The organism is Paraburkholderia sp. CNPSo 3274 (genome assembly GCF_024206475.1).
In the GTDB taxonomy this organism is placed as follows: domain Bacteria; phylum Pseudomonadota; class Gammaproteobacteria; order Burkholderiales; family Burkholderiaceae; genus Paraburkholderia.
Map to the genome: position 1 here is coordinate 16,221 of NZ_JAMBPR010000041.1, position 15,216 is coordinate 31,436.

The 15,216-nt window shown below is 64.9% G+C and carries 10 protein-coding genes; 6 read left to right on the forward strand and 4 right to left on the reverse strand.

Annotation, left to right across the window (positions count from 1 at the left end):
• Positions 1–49: 49 nt before the first annotated feature.
• From proP to argA, 3 genes are all read right to left on the reverse strand, one after another.
• Positions 50–1,507 carry a glycine betaine/L-proline transporter ProP gene (proP, locus tag M3I54_RS25905; RefSeq protein WP_375542209.1) on the reverse strand — a complete coding sequence of 486 codons (1,458 nt, stop codon included), beginning with the start codon at positions 1,505–1,507 and terminating at the stop codon, positions 50–52.
• 640 nt (positions 1,508–2,147) lie between these two features.
• Positions 2,148–2,423, reverse strand: a complete 276-nt coding sequence (locus tag M3I54_RS25910) for an oxidative damage protection protein (protein WP_028204208.1) — start codon at positions 2,421–2,423, stop codon at positions 2,148–2,150.
• A gap of 42 nt (positions 2,424–2,465) precedes the next feature.
• Positions 2,466–3,857, reverse strand: a complete 1,392-nt coding sequence (gene argA / locus M3I54_RS25915) for an amino-acid N-acetyltransferase (protein WP_254341186.1) — start codon at positions 3,855–3,857, stop codon at positions 2,466–2,468.
• Positions 3,858–3,880: 23 nt separating this feature from the next.
• On the opposite strand from argA, the gene hrpA reads away from it, so the two are divergent.
• From hrpA to M3I54_RS25940, 5 genes are all read left to right on the forward strand, one after another.
• The gene (gene hrpA, locus M3I54_RS25920) at positions 3,881–8,506 is read left to right on the forward strand and encodes an ATP-dependent RNA helicase HrpA (protein ID WP_254341188.1); all 4,626 of its coding nucleotides are present in this window, start codon (positions 3,881–3,883) and stop codon (positions 8,504–8,506) included.
• Between the two features lie 145 nt (positions 8,507–8,651).
• Positions 8,652–9,674, forward strand: coding sequence for a beta-propeller fold lactonase family protein (locus M3I54_RS25925; RefSeq protein ID WP_254341190.1), 1,023 nt, complete (start codon positions 8,652–8,654; stop codon positions 9,672–9,674).
• A gap of 31 nt (positions 9,675–9,705) precedes the next feature.
• Entirely contained in the window at positions 9,706–10,758 is a 1,053-nt protein-coding gene (locus tag M3I54_RS25930) for a sterol desaturase family protein (protein ID WP_375542211.1), read from the forward strand.
• A gap of 138 nt (positions 10,759–10,896) precedes the next feature.
• Complete coding sequence (locus M3I54_RS25935; protein WP_254341192.1) at positions 10,897–11,730, forward strand: EI24 domain-containing protein; 834 nt, start codon at positions 10,897–10,899, stop codon at positions 11,728–11,730.
• A gap of 35 nt (positions 11,731–11,765) precedes the next feature.
• Positions 11,766–12,623 (forward strand): molybdopterin-binding protein, encoded by an 858-nt coding sequence (locus M3I54_RS25940; protein WP_254341194.1) that lies wholly within the window; start codon positions 11,766–11,768, stop codon positions 12,621–12,623.
• Positions 12,624–12,729: 106 nt separating this feature from the next.
• Here the strand turns inward: M3I54_RS25940 and M3I54_RS25945 are convergent, their stop codons facing one another.
• Complete coding sequence (locus M3I54_RS25945) at positions 12,730–13,194, reverse strand: rhodanese-like domain-containing protein (RefSeq protein ID WP_254341197.1); 465 nt, start codon at positions 13,192–13,194, stop codon at positions 12,730–12,732.
• A 465-nt stretch (positions 13,195–13,659) separates the two neighbouring features.
• Here M3I54_RS25945 and glnA point away from each other — a divergent pair, with 465 nt between their 5' ends.
• Positions 13,660–15,075: a type I glutamate--ammonia ligase gene (glnA, locus tag M3I54_RS25950; RefSeq protein ID WP_254341199.1), complete on the forward strand. Its 1,416-nt coding sequence runs from the start codon at positions 13,660–13,662 to the stop codon at positions 15,073–15,075.
• Positions 15,076–15,216 lie beyond the last annotated feature (141 nt).

Consider the following 15,216-nt stretch of genomic DNA (forward strand, 5'->3'; position numbering starts at 1 on the left):
GAAAAAGGCCAGCGCGAAGCTGGCCTTTTTGCGTGTCAGTGGTGCCGTATCAGGCGCGCACTGCGTTGGCGACGGCGTATTCCTCGTCGAGTTCGCGCGCGAGACGCACACCGCGCAGTACCGCGTGCGCTTCCGCCTTGGTGCTCACGCTCGGCGCCGAGCCCGGCAGCGGGCGGCGTGCCGTTTCATGCAGCGCCAGCACCGAGACGATGCCGATCACCGCCGCGCCCATCAGGTAGTACGCGGGCATCATGAGGTTCTGCGTGTGCTCGACGAGCCATGCCGCCACGAGCGGCGTGGTACCGCCGAACAGCGACACCGACACGTTGAAGCCGATGGCGAGCGCGCCATAGCGGATCGCGGTCGGGAACAGCGCCGGCAGCGCCGAGGGCATCACGCCCGTGAAGCACGAGAGCAGCGCGCCGAGAATCAGGAGGCCGAAAAACACCGGCACGAGCGCGCCCGTCTGGATCAGCGTAAGCGACGGGATCGACAGCAGGATCAGGCCCACGCAGCCCGCGAGCATCACCGGCTTGCGGCCCACGGCGTCGGAGAGGCGGCCGAACGCGAGCGTCATCGGCATCATGAGCACCATCACGATCAGCACGAGGAAGAGGCCGTGTGTCTCGTTGAAGTGCAGCGTCGCAGAGAGGTAGCTCGGCAGGTACGACAGCGCCATGTAGTCGGTCACGTTGAAGATCAGCACGAGACCCACGCACAGCAGGAAAGGGCGCAGATGCTGCGTGAGGAGCGAGTTCAGGGTGAGCTTCGGGCGCGTGTGCTCTTCGGCTTCGCGCAGTTCCGCTTCGCGCTTGAACGCGGGCGTTTCTTCGAGCTTCGTGCGGATATAGAGCCCCACGAGGCCGAGCGGACCCGCGATCATGAACGGCACGCGCCAACCCCAGTCGAGCAGTTGCTGGTGCGAGAGCATGGCGGTCAGCACGGCAACCGTGCCCGCGCCGAACACATAGCCGATCAGCGTGCCGAATTCGAGGAAGCTGCCCATGAAGCCGCGGCGCTTGTCGGTGGCGAATTCGGCGATGAAGGTGGCCGCGCCGCCGTATTCGCCGCCGGTCGAGAAGCCCTGAACCAGGCGCGCGACGAGCAGCAGTGCGGGTGCGGCAATGCCGATCGACTTGTACGAGGGAATCAGGCCGATGGCGAAGGTGCCGCAGGCCATCATGATCATCGTCATCGCGAGCACGCGCTGGCGGCCGATGCGGTCGCCGAGCGGCCCAAACACCATGCCGCCGATCGGGCGCACGACGAACGCGGCTGCGAACGTGCCGAACGTGGCGATGAGCTGCGCCGAAGGGCTGCTCGACGGGAAGAACACCTGGCCGAGCGTGACGGCGATGTAGCTGTACACGCCGAAGTCGAACCATTCCATGGCGTTGCCGAGCGCCATGGCACCGACGGCGCGTTTGAGGAGGCTTTTATCGACGATCGTGATGTCGTCGAGGGTAAGGTCGGTCTGGGCCGACGAGCCGGAGGTGGAAGCGGTCAAGGTCTGCATCTCCAATGACTGCGACGAACCCTCGAGGGTCCGCCACGGTTGCCGGAGAGTACCGTTTCGCGATAGCGGCGACATTTCGCGCGCGGCACGTCACGTCAGAGACGAGAGCGGGCCGATGGTGCATCGCACAAGGCGAGCGGCGCACGAAAGCAATGCTGAAGTGTCGCGAAACGACACTCGGACGAATTGTGTTTAACGTTGCGCCTGCGTGGCCGTGGAAGGGGGGCAGGACGCATGAGGACGCTGGACCGGCACGAGGTGCCTGAGTGAAGCGCCGCTGAAACGAAAAAGAAGCCCGCGTGGCGGAACGTTCCTTTTGTCATATGCGCATTCGGGATAATGGCGTTTTGGGGCGCCGTGCCAAATGCAATTGATGGCTAATGCCTGTTGAACGAGGCCACATGGTAGCACGATAACGGAAGATCGCGCAAACCTCGGCATCTGCGGGGATTCGGGGCGCGGGCTGGAAGGCCCATGTGGCGGGGGATTGCGCCGTTTTGATGGAACCGTTTCCGCGGCCTGGAAAGCGCATGAAGCGCATAAAAAAACCGCGCCGGGGGCGCGGTTTTTGCGGAGCATTATGCTGCGTTTGTGGGGCTCGGGGACAAATCCCGGCGCGCAACGGAAGGCCTTAGCCTTCGGTCGGCGGCACGTAGCCCGAAGCCTGGTCGGCGCCTTCGCCGAAGAAGAACTTCTCGGTCTGCTTCATCAGGTACTGGCGCGCGCGCGGATCGGCCATGTTCAGCCGGTTTTCGTTGATCAGCATGGTCTGCTGCTTGAGCCACTGCTGCCATGCCTCTTTCGAGACGTTTTCGTAGATGCGCTTGCCGAGCTCGCCCGGCAGCGGAGGAAAGTCGAGGCCTTCGGCTTCCTTGCCGAGCTTCGCGCATTGGATCATACGGGCCATGCTGTGCTTCTCCTGTAGTCGTATGTGTGGGTGGCAGCGCGCTCAGAGCTGTTTCATCAGCACGAGCGATTTGCGCTGCCAGTTATAGAGGCGGCGGCGGTCTTCGGGCAGGTCGTCCACTGTAACCTTGACGAAGCCGCGCTTCAGGAACCAGTGTTCGGTGCGCGTGGTGAGCACGAAAATGCGCGTGAGGCCGCGCGCCCGCGCGCGCTGCTCGATGCGGCGCAAGAGGCGTTCGCCGTCGCCGGAGCCCTGTGCTTCGGGCGAGACCGTGAGGCACGCCATTTCGCCGATACGCTCCTGCGAATACGCGTAAAGCGCCGCGCAGCCGAACAGCACGCCATCGTGCTCGATCACCGAGAAGTGGTCGATGTCGCGCTCGATCTGGTGACGCCCGCGCCGCACGAGCGTGCCGTCGGTTTCGAGCGGCTCGATCAGCGTGAGAATGCCGCCGACGTCGTCAGGCGTGGCTTCGCGCAGGCTTTCCAGATTCTCATACGAGATCATGGTGCCCACGCCGTCATGCAGGAACAGTTCGAGCAGCAAGCCGCCGTCGAGCGCGTAGGGAATGATGTGCGCGCGGCCCACGCCGCCGCGGCAGGCGCGAATGGAGTGCTTCAGATAGAAGCCCGCATCGCCGAGGACGGTGCCGCCTTCTTGCAGCTTGTAGGCGTCGTCGAGTGACATTTCGCGGATCAGCTCGCCTTCCTCGTCGATCAGGCCTTGCGTTTCCGTGAGGAAAACGATCTTGTCGGCGCGCAGCGCGATGGCCGCCGCCGAGGCGACGTCCTCCATCGACAGATTGAACGCCTCGCCCGTGGGCGAAAAACCGAGCGGCGAGAGCAGCACGAGCTTGCGGCTCGCGAGCGAGTGGCGGATCGAATCGGCGTCGATCTTGCGCACGACGCCCGTATGCTGGAAGTCCACGCCGTCGAGAATGCCGACCGGCCGCGCTGTCACGAAGTTGCCCGACACGACGCTGATGTGCGCATGCGCCATCGGCGTGTTCGGCAGACCCTGGCTGATCGCGGCCTCGATATCGAGACGCACTTCGCCGGCGGCTTCCTTCGCGGATTCGAGCGCGCGGGCATTGGTGATGCGCATGCCATGCGAGAACTCGGATTCGACGCCGTGCAGGCTCATCTGCTCCTCGACCTGAGGGCGCGAACCGTGCACGAGCACGATCTGGATGCCCATGGCCTGCAAGAGCGCGATGTCGGCGACGAGCGCGTTGAGCAGGTTCTGGTGCACGACCTCGCCGCCGAATCCGACGACGAAAGTCTTGCCCTGGAACGCGTGGATGTAGGGCGCGACCGATCGCATCCAGTCGACGAACTGCGCGTGCTGCGCAATGAGCTGCGAGGCGGAATCCGCAGCGGCCGTGGATGCCGGCGTGCTGCCGGTGGCGGGGACGAGGTCGGTTTGGGAATTCATGCCCGGGATTATAATGCGCCCCCATGTCGAATGTACCCAAAAGACCTGCCTCCGCGCAGGGCAGCAACACCCCGGCCGGGAAGGAATCGGCGCCGGACGGCGCGAAAGCGAAAAGCGCGTCGCAGAAGTACGGCGACGGGCAAAAGCTCGCGTCGACGGACAAGCTTGGCGCGCTGGTGGGCGGCGGCGCGCTGGGCGGCGCGCGCGTACAGGACAAGCGTGCGGCTGAGCCCGCGCCGGCGCAGTCCGTCGAACCGAAAGACGCGCAAGGCGGGCATGGCGAGACACGCGAGCCTGAGCAAGCGCGCGAACCGCGAAGGGCTTCTGAGCCAGCGGCGGCCCAACCGGCGCGCGGCGAGACAAGTCGCTCGGCGCAACGTGGACAACGTGCGCAGCAGGGTGAAGCGCACGGGTCGCGCGATCAGACGCGCAAGCCAGACCCGCAGCGTGACGCGCGCGCGCAGACGCAACGCGCAACGCGCGATGCTTCGGCTAACGCGTCGCAGAAGCCGCCGCGCAACGCCCCGCGCCATCCGTCGCCACAGCAAAAACCGGCGCAACATCAACCGCGACGTACGCCGCGGCCGGATGCTGCGCGCGAACGGGATGAATCCGCGGAGCCCCGCGCCGCGCGCGCTGGCAGCGAAACGGCCGAAACGAACGAACGCAACCCGCGCAGCGAACGTCCGCCGCGTGCGCCGCGAACGAACGTCGAGCCGAACAAGGTTCCGCCCATCGCGTTCCCCGAAGCACTGCCGGTCTCCGGCCGCCGCGAAGAAATCGCGCGTGCGATTGCCCAGAATCAGGTCGTGATCGTGAGCGGCGAAACGGGATCGGGCAAGACCACGCAGTTGCCGAAGATCGCGCTCGCACTGGGCCGCGGCCTCGGCGCGGGCGGCACGGGTTTGATCGGCCATACGCAGCCGCGCCGGATCGCGGCTTCGGCCACGGCGCGGCGCATCGCCGATGAACTCAATACGCCGTTCGGCGAAGTGGTCGGCTACAAGGTGCGCTTCACCGACAATCTCTCGCCGGGCGCCTCGGTCAAGCTCATGACCGACGGCATTTTGCTCGCGGAGACGCAAACCGATCCGCTGCTCAAGGCCTACGACACGATCATCATCGACGAGGCGCACGAGCGCAGCCTCAACATCGACTTCCTGCTCGGTTATCTGAAGGAGATTCTGCCGCGCCGGCCCGACCTCAAGCTGATCGTGACTTCGGCGACCATCGACGCCGATCGCTTCGCGCGCCACTTCGGCAGCGAGGAAAAGCCCGCACCGGTGATCGAGGTGAGCGGGCGGTTGTATCCCGTCGAGGTGCGCTATCGGCCGGTGCAGGAGGACAGCCCGGCGGTCAAGAATGCGCAGGGCACGACGGGCCGCGAAAAAGGCGCAAAGTCGCAACGCGACACGGATCGCGACTTGATGGAGGCCATCGTCGATGCCGTCGACGAACTCTGCCGCGAAGGCTCGGGCGACGTGCTCGTGTTCCTGCCCGGCGAGCGCGAGATTCGCGACGCCGCGGAAGCGCTGCGCAAGCATCATCCGCCGCACACGGAAATCCTGCCGCTTTTCGCGCGGCTTTCCGCGCAGGAGCAGGAACGCGTATTCAAGCCGTCGAACGCGCGCCGCATCGTGCTCGCGACCAATGTGGCCGAAACGTCGCTCACGGTGCCCGGCATCCGCTACGTGGTCGATACGGGCCTCGCGCGCGTAAAGCGTTATTCGTACCGCAACAAGGTCGAGCAGTTGCAGATCGAGTCGATTTCGCAGGCGGCGGCGAACCAGCGCGCGGGCCGTTGCGGGCGTGTCGCGGACGGCATCTGCATCCGGCTTTACGAGGAATCAGATTTCATCGCGCGGCCGCGCTTCTCCGATCCGGAAATCCTGCGCTCGTCGCTCGCCGCCGTGATCCTGCGCATGAAGTCGCTGCATCTGACGGCGATCGAGACGTTCCCGTTTATCGAGCCGCCGCCGGGCCGCGCGATCGCCGACGGCTATCAGTTGCTCAACGAACTCGGCGCCGTGGACGACGACAACGCGCTCACGCCGCTCGGCCGCGAACTCGCGCGCCTGCCGCTCGATCCGCGCGTGGGTCGGATGATTCTCGGCGCACGCGACGAGCAGGCGCTGCGCGAAGTGCTCATCATCGCGAGCGCGCTATCGGTGCAGGATCCGCGCGATCGGCCAATCGAGGCGCAGGAGCAGGCGGACCAGGCGCATCGCCGTTTTGCCGACGAGCGCTCCGAATTCCTGCAGTGGCTCAAGATCTGGGCCTGGTTCGAAGAGGCCGTCGCGCACAAGAAGTCCAACCGGCAGTTGCTGGATTCGTGCCGCGCGAATTTCCTGTCGCACTTGCGTTTGCGCGAATGGCGCGACGTGCATTCACAATTGCTGACGGTGGTCCGCGAGCATGGCTGGCGCATCAACGAAGCCGACGCGACCTACGAGCAGATCCATCACGCGCTACTCACGGGCCTGCTCGGCAATATCGGCCTGAAGGCCGACGACGAGCCGCATTACCTCGGTGCGCGCGGCATCAAGTTCCATCTGTGGCCGGGCTCGGCGCTCGTGAAGAAAGCGGGGCGCTGGGTCGTGGCCGCGGAGCTTGTCGAAACGAGCCGTCTCTACGCGCGCTGCATCGCCAAGATCGAGCCCGAGTGGCTGGAGAAGGTCGGCGCGCATTTGCTGAAGACGTCGCTCTCCGAACCGCATTGGGAAAAACGCGCGGCGCAGGTGAGCGCGTTCGAGCGTGGGGTGCTGTATGGCCTGCCGGTGTATCAACGCCGGCGCGTGGCATTCGGCAAGCAGGACCCGGCGCGTGCGCGCGAGCTCTTTATTCGCGGCGCGCTCGTGGAAGGCGAGTTCGACACGAAGCTCGCGTTCTTCGCGCATAACCGCAAGCTGCTGGCCGATATCGAGCAGCTGGAACACAAATCGCGCCGCCAGGACGTGCTTGTCGACGATGAGCTGATCTACGGCTTCTACGATCAGGCGATTCCTGAAGGCATTTACTCGGGCGCGTCGTTCGAGCGCTGGTATCGCGACGAGGTGAGAAAGGGCGGGCAGCCCGAGGACAAGCTGCGTCTGCTGTACCTCTCTCGCGACGGCCTGATGCGCCACGAAGCAGCGGGCGTGACGACCGACCTGTTCCCGAAGCGCATGACGATGTCGGGCGTGGCGATGGCGCTCGCATATCACTTCGAACCGGGCTCGCCGCGCGACGGTGTGACGCTCGCGGTGCCGCTCTACGCGCTCAACCAGGTCGATGCGCGCCGCTGCGAATGGCTCGTGCCGGGCATGGTCAAGGAGAAGGCGCAACTGCTCTTGAAGTCGCTGCCGCAGAAGCTGCGCCGCCACTGCGTGCCGCTGCCCGAGTACGCGGCCGGCTTTGCGGAGCGCACGGGCGGCGAGCGTTTCGGCGCGGGCGGGCTGCTGGAAGCGTTGATCGCCGACGTGCGCGAGCAAAAGCAGATCGCCCTGAAGTCCGCCGACTTCAAGCTGGAGACGCTGCCCGCACACCTCTTTATGAACTTCAAGGTGATCGACGAGCACGGTCGCCAGCTCGCGATGGGCCGCAACCTTGCGCAACTGCGCGCCGAACTCGGTGCGCAGGCGCAGCAGCAATTCCAGAAGCTTGCGAGCGCGACGGCGCTCGCCGCGCTGGAAACGCATGCGCAGGGCGGTGAGGTACCTCAGAACGCTCAGGTTGAGCGCGTCGCAGACATCAACGCGCCGCAAAAGAGCAGTGCGCCGCGCACGCCCGCGCCGGGCGACGCAACGCCTGCCACGGCGCTCTACGAAAACCTCTCGACGTGGAATTTCGGCAAGCTGCCCGAGCTGCTGGAAATCCGTCGCGGCGGACAGACGCTGTTCGGCTATCCGGCGCTCGTCGATCGCGGCACGCATTGCGACGTCGAAGTGTTCGATTCGCCGGAGGAGGCTGCGCGCATCCATCGCGCGGGGCTGCGCCGGCTCTTCGCGCTGCAGCTGCGCGAGCCGATCCGCTACCTGGAGAAGAACCTGCCGGGTCTGCGCGAGATGGCGATGCAGTTCATGGCGCGCGCCACGCAGGAGGAACTGCGCGACCAGCTGGTCGAACTCGCGCTCGACCGCGCCTGCCTGCAAGACCCGCTGCCCGACGACGACGCGAGCTTCCACGCGCGCAAGGACCAAGGCCGCGGACGTCTCTCGCTGCTCGCGCAGGAAATCGCGCGTCTGGTGGGGCAGATTCTCGCGGAATACGCGTCTCTGGCGAAGAAGCTCGTGCAGGCCAAGGCCTTCGGCGCGCCGGCAGCGGACATGCAGGCGCAGGTCGACTCGCTCATCAGCAAGCGCTTCATTCTGGAGACGCCCTATGCGCAGCTCGTGCATTTCCCGCGCTATCTGAAGGGCGTCGCGCTGCGCATCGACAAGCTGCGCGCCGACCCCGCGCGCGACGCGCGCCAGGCCGCCGAATTCCAGCCGCTCGCGCAGCAGTATCAGCGCGCACTCTCGCAGCGCGGCGGCGTGTTCGACCCGCGTCTCCTGGAGTTCCGCTGGCTGCTCGAAGAGCTGCGCATCTCGCTCTTCGCGCAGGAATTGCGCACGCCGATGCCGGTCTCGGTCAAGCGCCTCTACAAGGTGTGGGAGTCGATGCAGCGATAAGTCGCAGCTTCCGCATTACGGGCCATAACACCTGTTCGAAAAAGGGGCGCTTAATTGCGCCCCTCTCATATTTCAAGGGCCCTACGTCAACCTTGCGTGCCGGTAGACGTTCTACAATCACGAATCTGCCCGGGAACGATTCTTCATGTACAACAACACACTTAGCCGCGTCGCCGTCAAGGCCGCAACGTTTGCGCTCGCTTGCGCAGCGACAGTTGCCACATTCGGCTCCACGGCCGCTTACGCGGACAACATCATCGTCCTGAATTCGGGCGAAGCCACGCTGAGCCTCATCGACGACAAGACGCACGAAGTCGTCGGCACCGTGCCCACGGGCAAGGAACCGCATCACCTCTTTCCCACGCCGGACAACACCTCGCTGATCGTCGCGAACTCGGTATCGAACAACCTCCTGTTCGTCGATCCGAAAACCGGCAAGCCGCAGCGCTGGGTCGAAAACGTCGAAGACCCGTACCAGCTCGGCTTCTCGCCCGACCGCAAGTGGTTCGTCACCACGGGCCTGCGCCTCGACCGCCTCGACATCTACAACTACGCGGGCGGCAGCAACATCACGCTCGCCAAACGCCTGCCGCTCTCGGCCATGCCGAGCCATCTGGCGTTCACCAACGACAGCCGCACCGTGTTCGTTTCGCTGCAGGTTTCTGGCGAAATCGCTGCGGTCGATCTGCCGACGCAGAAGGTGCTCTGGAAGATGAAGGTCGGTGCCGCGCCGGCAGGCCTGTGGCTCACGCCTGGCGACAAGTACCTGCTCGTCGGCATGACGGGCGCCGACTACGTTGCGGTGGTGGACTGGCGCAACCAGAAGATCGTCAAGACGATCCAGGTCGGCAAGGCCGCGCACAACTTCCGCTCGCTCGTGGACGGCCGCCACGTGCTGGTGTCGAGCCGCGTGGCGAACGTCATCAGCATCATCGACGAGGACACGCTCGAAAAGACCGGCGAGATCAGCGGCCTGATGCCCGGTCCCGACGACATGGAACTGACCGCCGACAAGCGCTACCTGTGGGTGACGTTCCGTTTCGCGAAGCACATCGGCCTCATCGACATGCAGACCAGGAAGCTCATCAAGACCATCGCCGTGGGCCGCTCGCCGCATGGCATCTACTTCTACGATCGCGCGCCCGTCACGGCGCCGAACGGAGCCTAAAGAACCATAAGATCGGAGAGGGCGCGTGGACATGGTGGCGTCTGTGCTGGCGGTGATTGCGCATGCGGGGCAGGCCATGGTCTCGGGTGCGGACGACCTCGTGTCGTGGCTCCAGACGCTCCTCTACGTCAACGCGATACAGCCGATGCTCTTCCACGTCGGCATGATGGACGTGGACGAAGACGCCTATGACGCGCTGTACTGGGTGATCGTGGGCCTGCTCGAAGTGGGCCTGATGTACGCGCTGCTGCGCCCGCTCGAAGCGCTCGTGCCCGCGGAGAAGTGGCGCGACCGCAAGGGTGTGGGCGTCGATGCGCTCTACACGTGGGTCACGCGCCTCGGCATTCTGAACCTGCTGTTCTTCTTCACGATGCAGCCTTTCTTCGACCGTGCGCAGAGCGCGCTGCGGCTCATGGGCGTGAAGACGGTGGACCTCGACAATCTCTGGCCGGGCGTAACCACGCAGCCGCTCGTGGCGTTCGCACTTTACCTCGTGGTGCTCGACTTCTTCAGTTACTGGTATCACCGGCTTTCGCATCGCTACGGCATCTGGTGGGAGCTGCACGCCGTGCATCACAGCCAGCGCAAGATGTCGCTCTGGTGCGATGACCGCAACCACCTCCTCGACGTGATCGGACAATCGTGCATGTTCGCCGCCGTGGCGCTCTTCATCGGCGTGCCGCCCATGCAATTCGTGGTGCTCGTCGCGCTCACGAATTTCGCGCAGAGCGTGCAGCACGCCAATATTCGCGTACATTTCGGCTGGCTCGGCGAGCGGCTCCTGGTGAGCCCGCGCTTTCACCGCCGTCATCACGCCATCGGCTATGGCCACGAGGGCACCCATTATGGATGCAACTTCGGCGTGCTGTTCCCCTGGTGGGACATGATGTTCGGCAGCGCGTCGTTCAATCGCGAGATCGAGCCCACGGGCATTCGCGACCAGCTCGAAGGCGCGCGCTATGGCGAGGGATTCTGGGCGCAGCAGGGTTATGCGTTCACCCGCATCGCGCGGCGCCTGCGTTCGCGCGCCCGCGCCGCCACTGCCGTGCAGTCCGAGGCGCGCGACGACGCCACCGTGACCTGAGCGCCGGCGCGGCGTCCTTGCCCTTCCTCTCACCCGTCTTACCCGCCGTGCGCGCGGTGGTTTATGCTGTTGGCTTGGTCGCACCGATTTCGCCGACACTGTGTTCTCTACCTGTCCTTTTCGCCGTATTCCGCTCGCATGAATGACCTGTTGCGCTCGTTCGGACGCGCGCTCGCGAGCGTGTTCCATCCCGCCATGCTGCTTCTCACCTTCGTGCCATTTCTCGTGGCGGCGGCGGTATGGGGCGCCGTGCTCTTTGTGTTCTGGCAGCCGCTGCTCGACCTCATGCGGGGCGCGCTCGCGAACTGGTCGTCGACGACCTACCTCTATCATCTATTCGACGCGCTCGGCTTCGGCTGGCTGCGAGCGACAATCGCGCCGTTTCTGGTCATCATCCTGACGATTCCGCTCATCGTGATCACGGTGCTGCTGCTGATCGTCGCGATCGCGATGCCGCGCGTGATCCGCCATCTTTCGAAGCGCCAGTACGGCATGATCGAGATGCGGCGCGGCGGCAGTTGGTACGGCAGCCTGCTCTATTCGCTCGTCACGACCATCGTCTGCCTGATCGTGATGATCGTGACGCTGCCGCTGTGGCTCATTCCGCCGTTCTTCGCGCTCATTCCGCCGCTGTTGTGGGGCTGGCTCACGTATCGTGTGATGACCTACGATGCGCTCGCGCTGCACGCAAGCGTCGAGGAGCGCCGCGCGCTGGTGCGTAGTCACCGCCTGCCGCTGCTCGTGATCGGCGTGGTGAGCGGACTGCTCGGCTCGCTGCCCACGGCGATCTGGGCCGTGTCCGCGTGGCTGCTGCTGTTCTTCCCGGTGCTGGCGGCGGTGACCATCTGGATCTATGCGTTCATTCTGGTGTTCACGGCGCTCTGGTTCGGGCACTACTGCCTGCGCGCGCTTCAGCGCATGCGCGCGCACGAAGTGCAGCAGGCGTCCGGCGACGTGACGATCGTGCACTGACGCTCCATCCTCAAGACAATCCAACGAGGCGACACATGGCATTTGGCGTCATCATCATCGGCGACGAGATTCTCTCGGGGCGCCGCTCCGACAAGCATCTGCCGAAGGTCATCGAACTGCTCGGCGCGCGCGGCCTATCGCTCGAGTGGGCCCAGTACGTGGGCGACGACCCCGAGCGCATCACCGAGACGCTGCGGCGCTCGTTCGCTTCGGGCGACATCGTGTTCTCGACGGGCGGCATCGGCGCGACGCCGGACGACCACACGCGCCAGTGCGCAGCTGCGGCGCTGGGCGTGCCGCTCGCGTTGCACCCTGACGCCGAGGCGGCTATCCGTGAGCGTATCCGCGACATGCACACGGGTGCCGATCCCGTGAACTACCAGTCGCCCGAGAATCTGCACCGCTTCCAGATGGGCACGTTCCCCCAGGGCTGCGAGATCATCCCGAACGGCTACAACAAGATTCCGGGTTTTTCGATTCGCGATCATTACTTCGTGCCCGGTTTCCCCGTGATGGCCTGGCCGATGATCGAGTGGGTGCTCGACACGAAGTACGCACACCTGCATCACCAGACGCCGCACGCCGAGAAGTCGCTGCTCGTGTTCGAGCTGCCGGAGTCGACGCTCACGCCGCTCATGGAGCGCATTGAGCGCGATTTTTCGGGCGTGCGGGTGTTCAGCCTGCCGAGCGTGGGCGATACGGAGCGCGGCGGTATTTATGCGCGCCGACACATCGATCTGGGCGTGAAGGGCGAGCCCGAGGCCGTGGCGGCCGCCTTCGTGAAGCTGCGCGAAGGCGTGCACGAGCTGGGCGGCGATGTGGTCGAGCCGGCGGCGCCGGGCGAGGGCTCGCCCGATCGCGAGCGCCGCAGCGGGCCGCGCGCCGGCTTTTGAATCAGCGTGTGAAGGTGCGCCGCGTACGGCGGCAGGGCAGGCGGCGCATCATCGGCGTGTCACACGGGGCGCTCAGAGTGGCCCGTTGGGTTGGAGTGGAGCGGTCTTAGGCGCCGATCCACGGCAGGCCTCGGAAGCACCAGCCGGTGACGGTCTTGCGGTGCCCCTGGCCGTCCTTGTCGCCTTCGAAACCTTCGAGCAGGTCATAGGCCTTCGTGAAACCGGCCTTTGTGGCCTCGATGGCGGCGAGCTTGGAGCGCGCTGCGCTGCGGCACAGGAACAGCACGGGCGCGTCGGCTTCCACGGCGCTCTTGAGCTGGGTGAGGAACTCGGCGTTGGGCACGCCGCCCGGATAGCGGGTCCATTCGACGTGCGAGTATTGGCCGTCGCCCACGACGGGACGGCCGACCCAGTCGAGTTCAGCGCGCGTGCGCACGTCGACGAGGCGCGCACGCGGATCGAGCTGCAGAAGCTCGAATGCCTCTGCGGGCGATACCGCGCCCGCGTAGGGCAGCTGGTTCTCGACGCGGCGCTGCTCGGCCTGGGCGTACAACTGTTCGAGCGTACTCATGACAACGGATCTCCTGTTTCGCGTTGGACCAAAAAACCATTCTAGCGCGTGGGGACCGAGCGGGTAGGACCGTCCCGACAAGGTGAAACCGCACGGACGCGATGCGCTGGGCGCAACAAAGGGCGCGATGCATTGAAATGGTGCGCGAGAGAGGTTTTGCACCATAATGAAGAGAGACTCGCGCGCCAAATTCGGGATTGCACGAATTTGGTGCCGATGAGCCGCCACGTTGGTGGCTCCACAAAAGCGCGGCGCACGATTTTTGACTCCAAGTGCGTGTCGCGAAAGGGTTTTGCGCCACGTTGGCGCATGCATGGCATGGAAGCTGCTTTATATGTCTCGATCGATTCGCAGCCGGCCAGCCGAGGTCAGCAGGACAGACCTGGGAAGGAGGCGGCCGGCGGGGATCAACAAGATTGGGACGGCGGCAGCGTTCGCCGAAATCGTTAATCAGGAGAATAGGTTATGAGTAAATCCGTGGCCGACGTCATGCAACTCGTCAAGGACGAAGACGTCAAGTTTGTCGACTTCCGCTTCACGGACACGCGCGGCAAGGAGCAGCACGTTTCGGTTCCGCTGTCGGCATTCGACGAAGACAAGTTCGAGTCGGGTCATGCGTTTGACGGTTCGTCGATCGCCGGCTGGAAGGGCATCGAAGCCTCGGACATGCTGCTCGTGCCGGACCCGAACACGGCCTTCGTCGACCCGTTCTACGAAGAATCGACGCTCGTGCTGACCTGCGACGTGGTCGAGCCGGCCGACGGCAAGGGCTACGAGCGCGACCCGCGTTCGCTCGCCAAGCGCGCTGAAGCGTACCTGAAGAGCACGGGCCTGGGCGACACCGCCTTCTTCGGTCCGGAGCCGGAATTCTTCATTTTCGACTCGGTCCAGTGGAGCGCTGACCAGTCGGGCTGCTTCGTCAAGATCGGCTCGGAAGAAGCACCGTGGTCATCGGGCAAGGAATTCGAAGGCGGCAACACCGGTCACCGTCCGGGCACGAAGGGCGGCTACTTCCCGGTCGCGCCGGTCGACTCGTTCCAGGACATCCGCTCGGAAATGTGTCTGCTGCTCGAGCAGATCGGCATTCCGGTCGAAGTGCACCACCACGAAGTGGCGGGCCAGGGCCAGAACGAAATCGGCACGAAGTTCTCGACCCTGGTTCAGCGCGCGGACTGGACGCAGCAACTGAAGTACATCGTCCACAACGTGGCGCACACGTATGGCAAGACGGCAACGTTTATGCCGAAGCCGGTCGTTGGCGACAACGGTTCGGGCATGCACGTTCACCAGTCGATCTGGAAGGACGGCCAGAACCTGTTCGCGGGTAACGGCTACGCAGGTCTGTCGGAATTCGCGCTGTTCTACATCGGCGGCATCATCAAGCACGCTCGCGCGCTGAACGCCATCACGAACCCGGGTACGAACTCGTACAAGCGTCTCGTGCCGCACTTCGAAGCGCCGGTCAAGCTCGCTTACTCGGCACGCAACCGTTCGGCATCGATCCGTATTCCGCACGTGTCGAACCCGAAGGGCCGCCGTATCGAAACGCGCTTCCCGGATCCGCTCGCTAACCCGTACCTGTGCTTCTCGGCACTGATGATGGCGGGTCTGGACGGCGTGCAGAACAAGATCCACCCGGGCGAAGCCGCCGACAAGAACCTGTACGACCTGCCGCCGGAAGAGGATGCAAAGATCCCGACCGTTTGCGCCGGCCTCGACCAGGCTCTCGACGCGCTCGACAAGGATCGCGAGTTCCTGACGCGCGGTGGTGTGTTCACCGACGGCATGATCGACGCGTACCTCGCGCTGAAGGAAAGCGAACTGCAACGCGTGCGTATGACCACGCACCCGGTCGAGTTCGAACTGTACTACTCGCTGTAATTGGCGATGGCGCTTCGCTGCACGCTACACAGCGAAGCGCCGGTTCAGTTTCTTCGACTCGCAGGACGCGTGGGCGTTGGGTCTCCCAGGGACGGCGGTGCCGTCCCTTTTTCGTTGGGCCGCTTTGTCGCTTGTCGACGA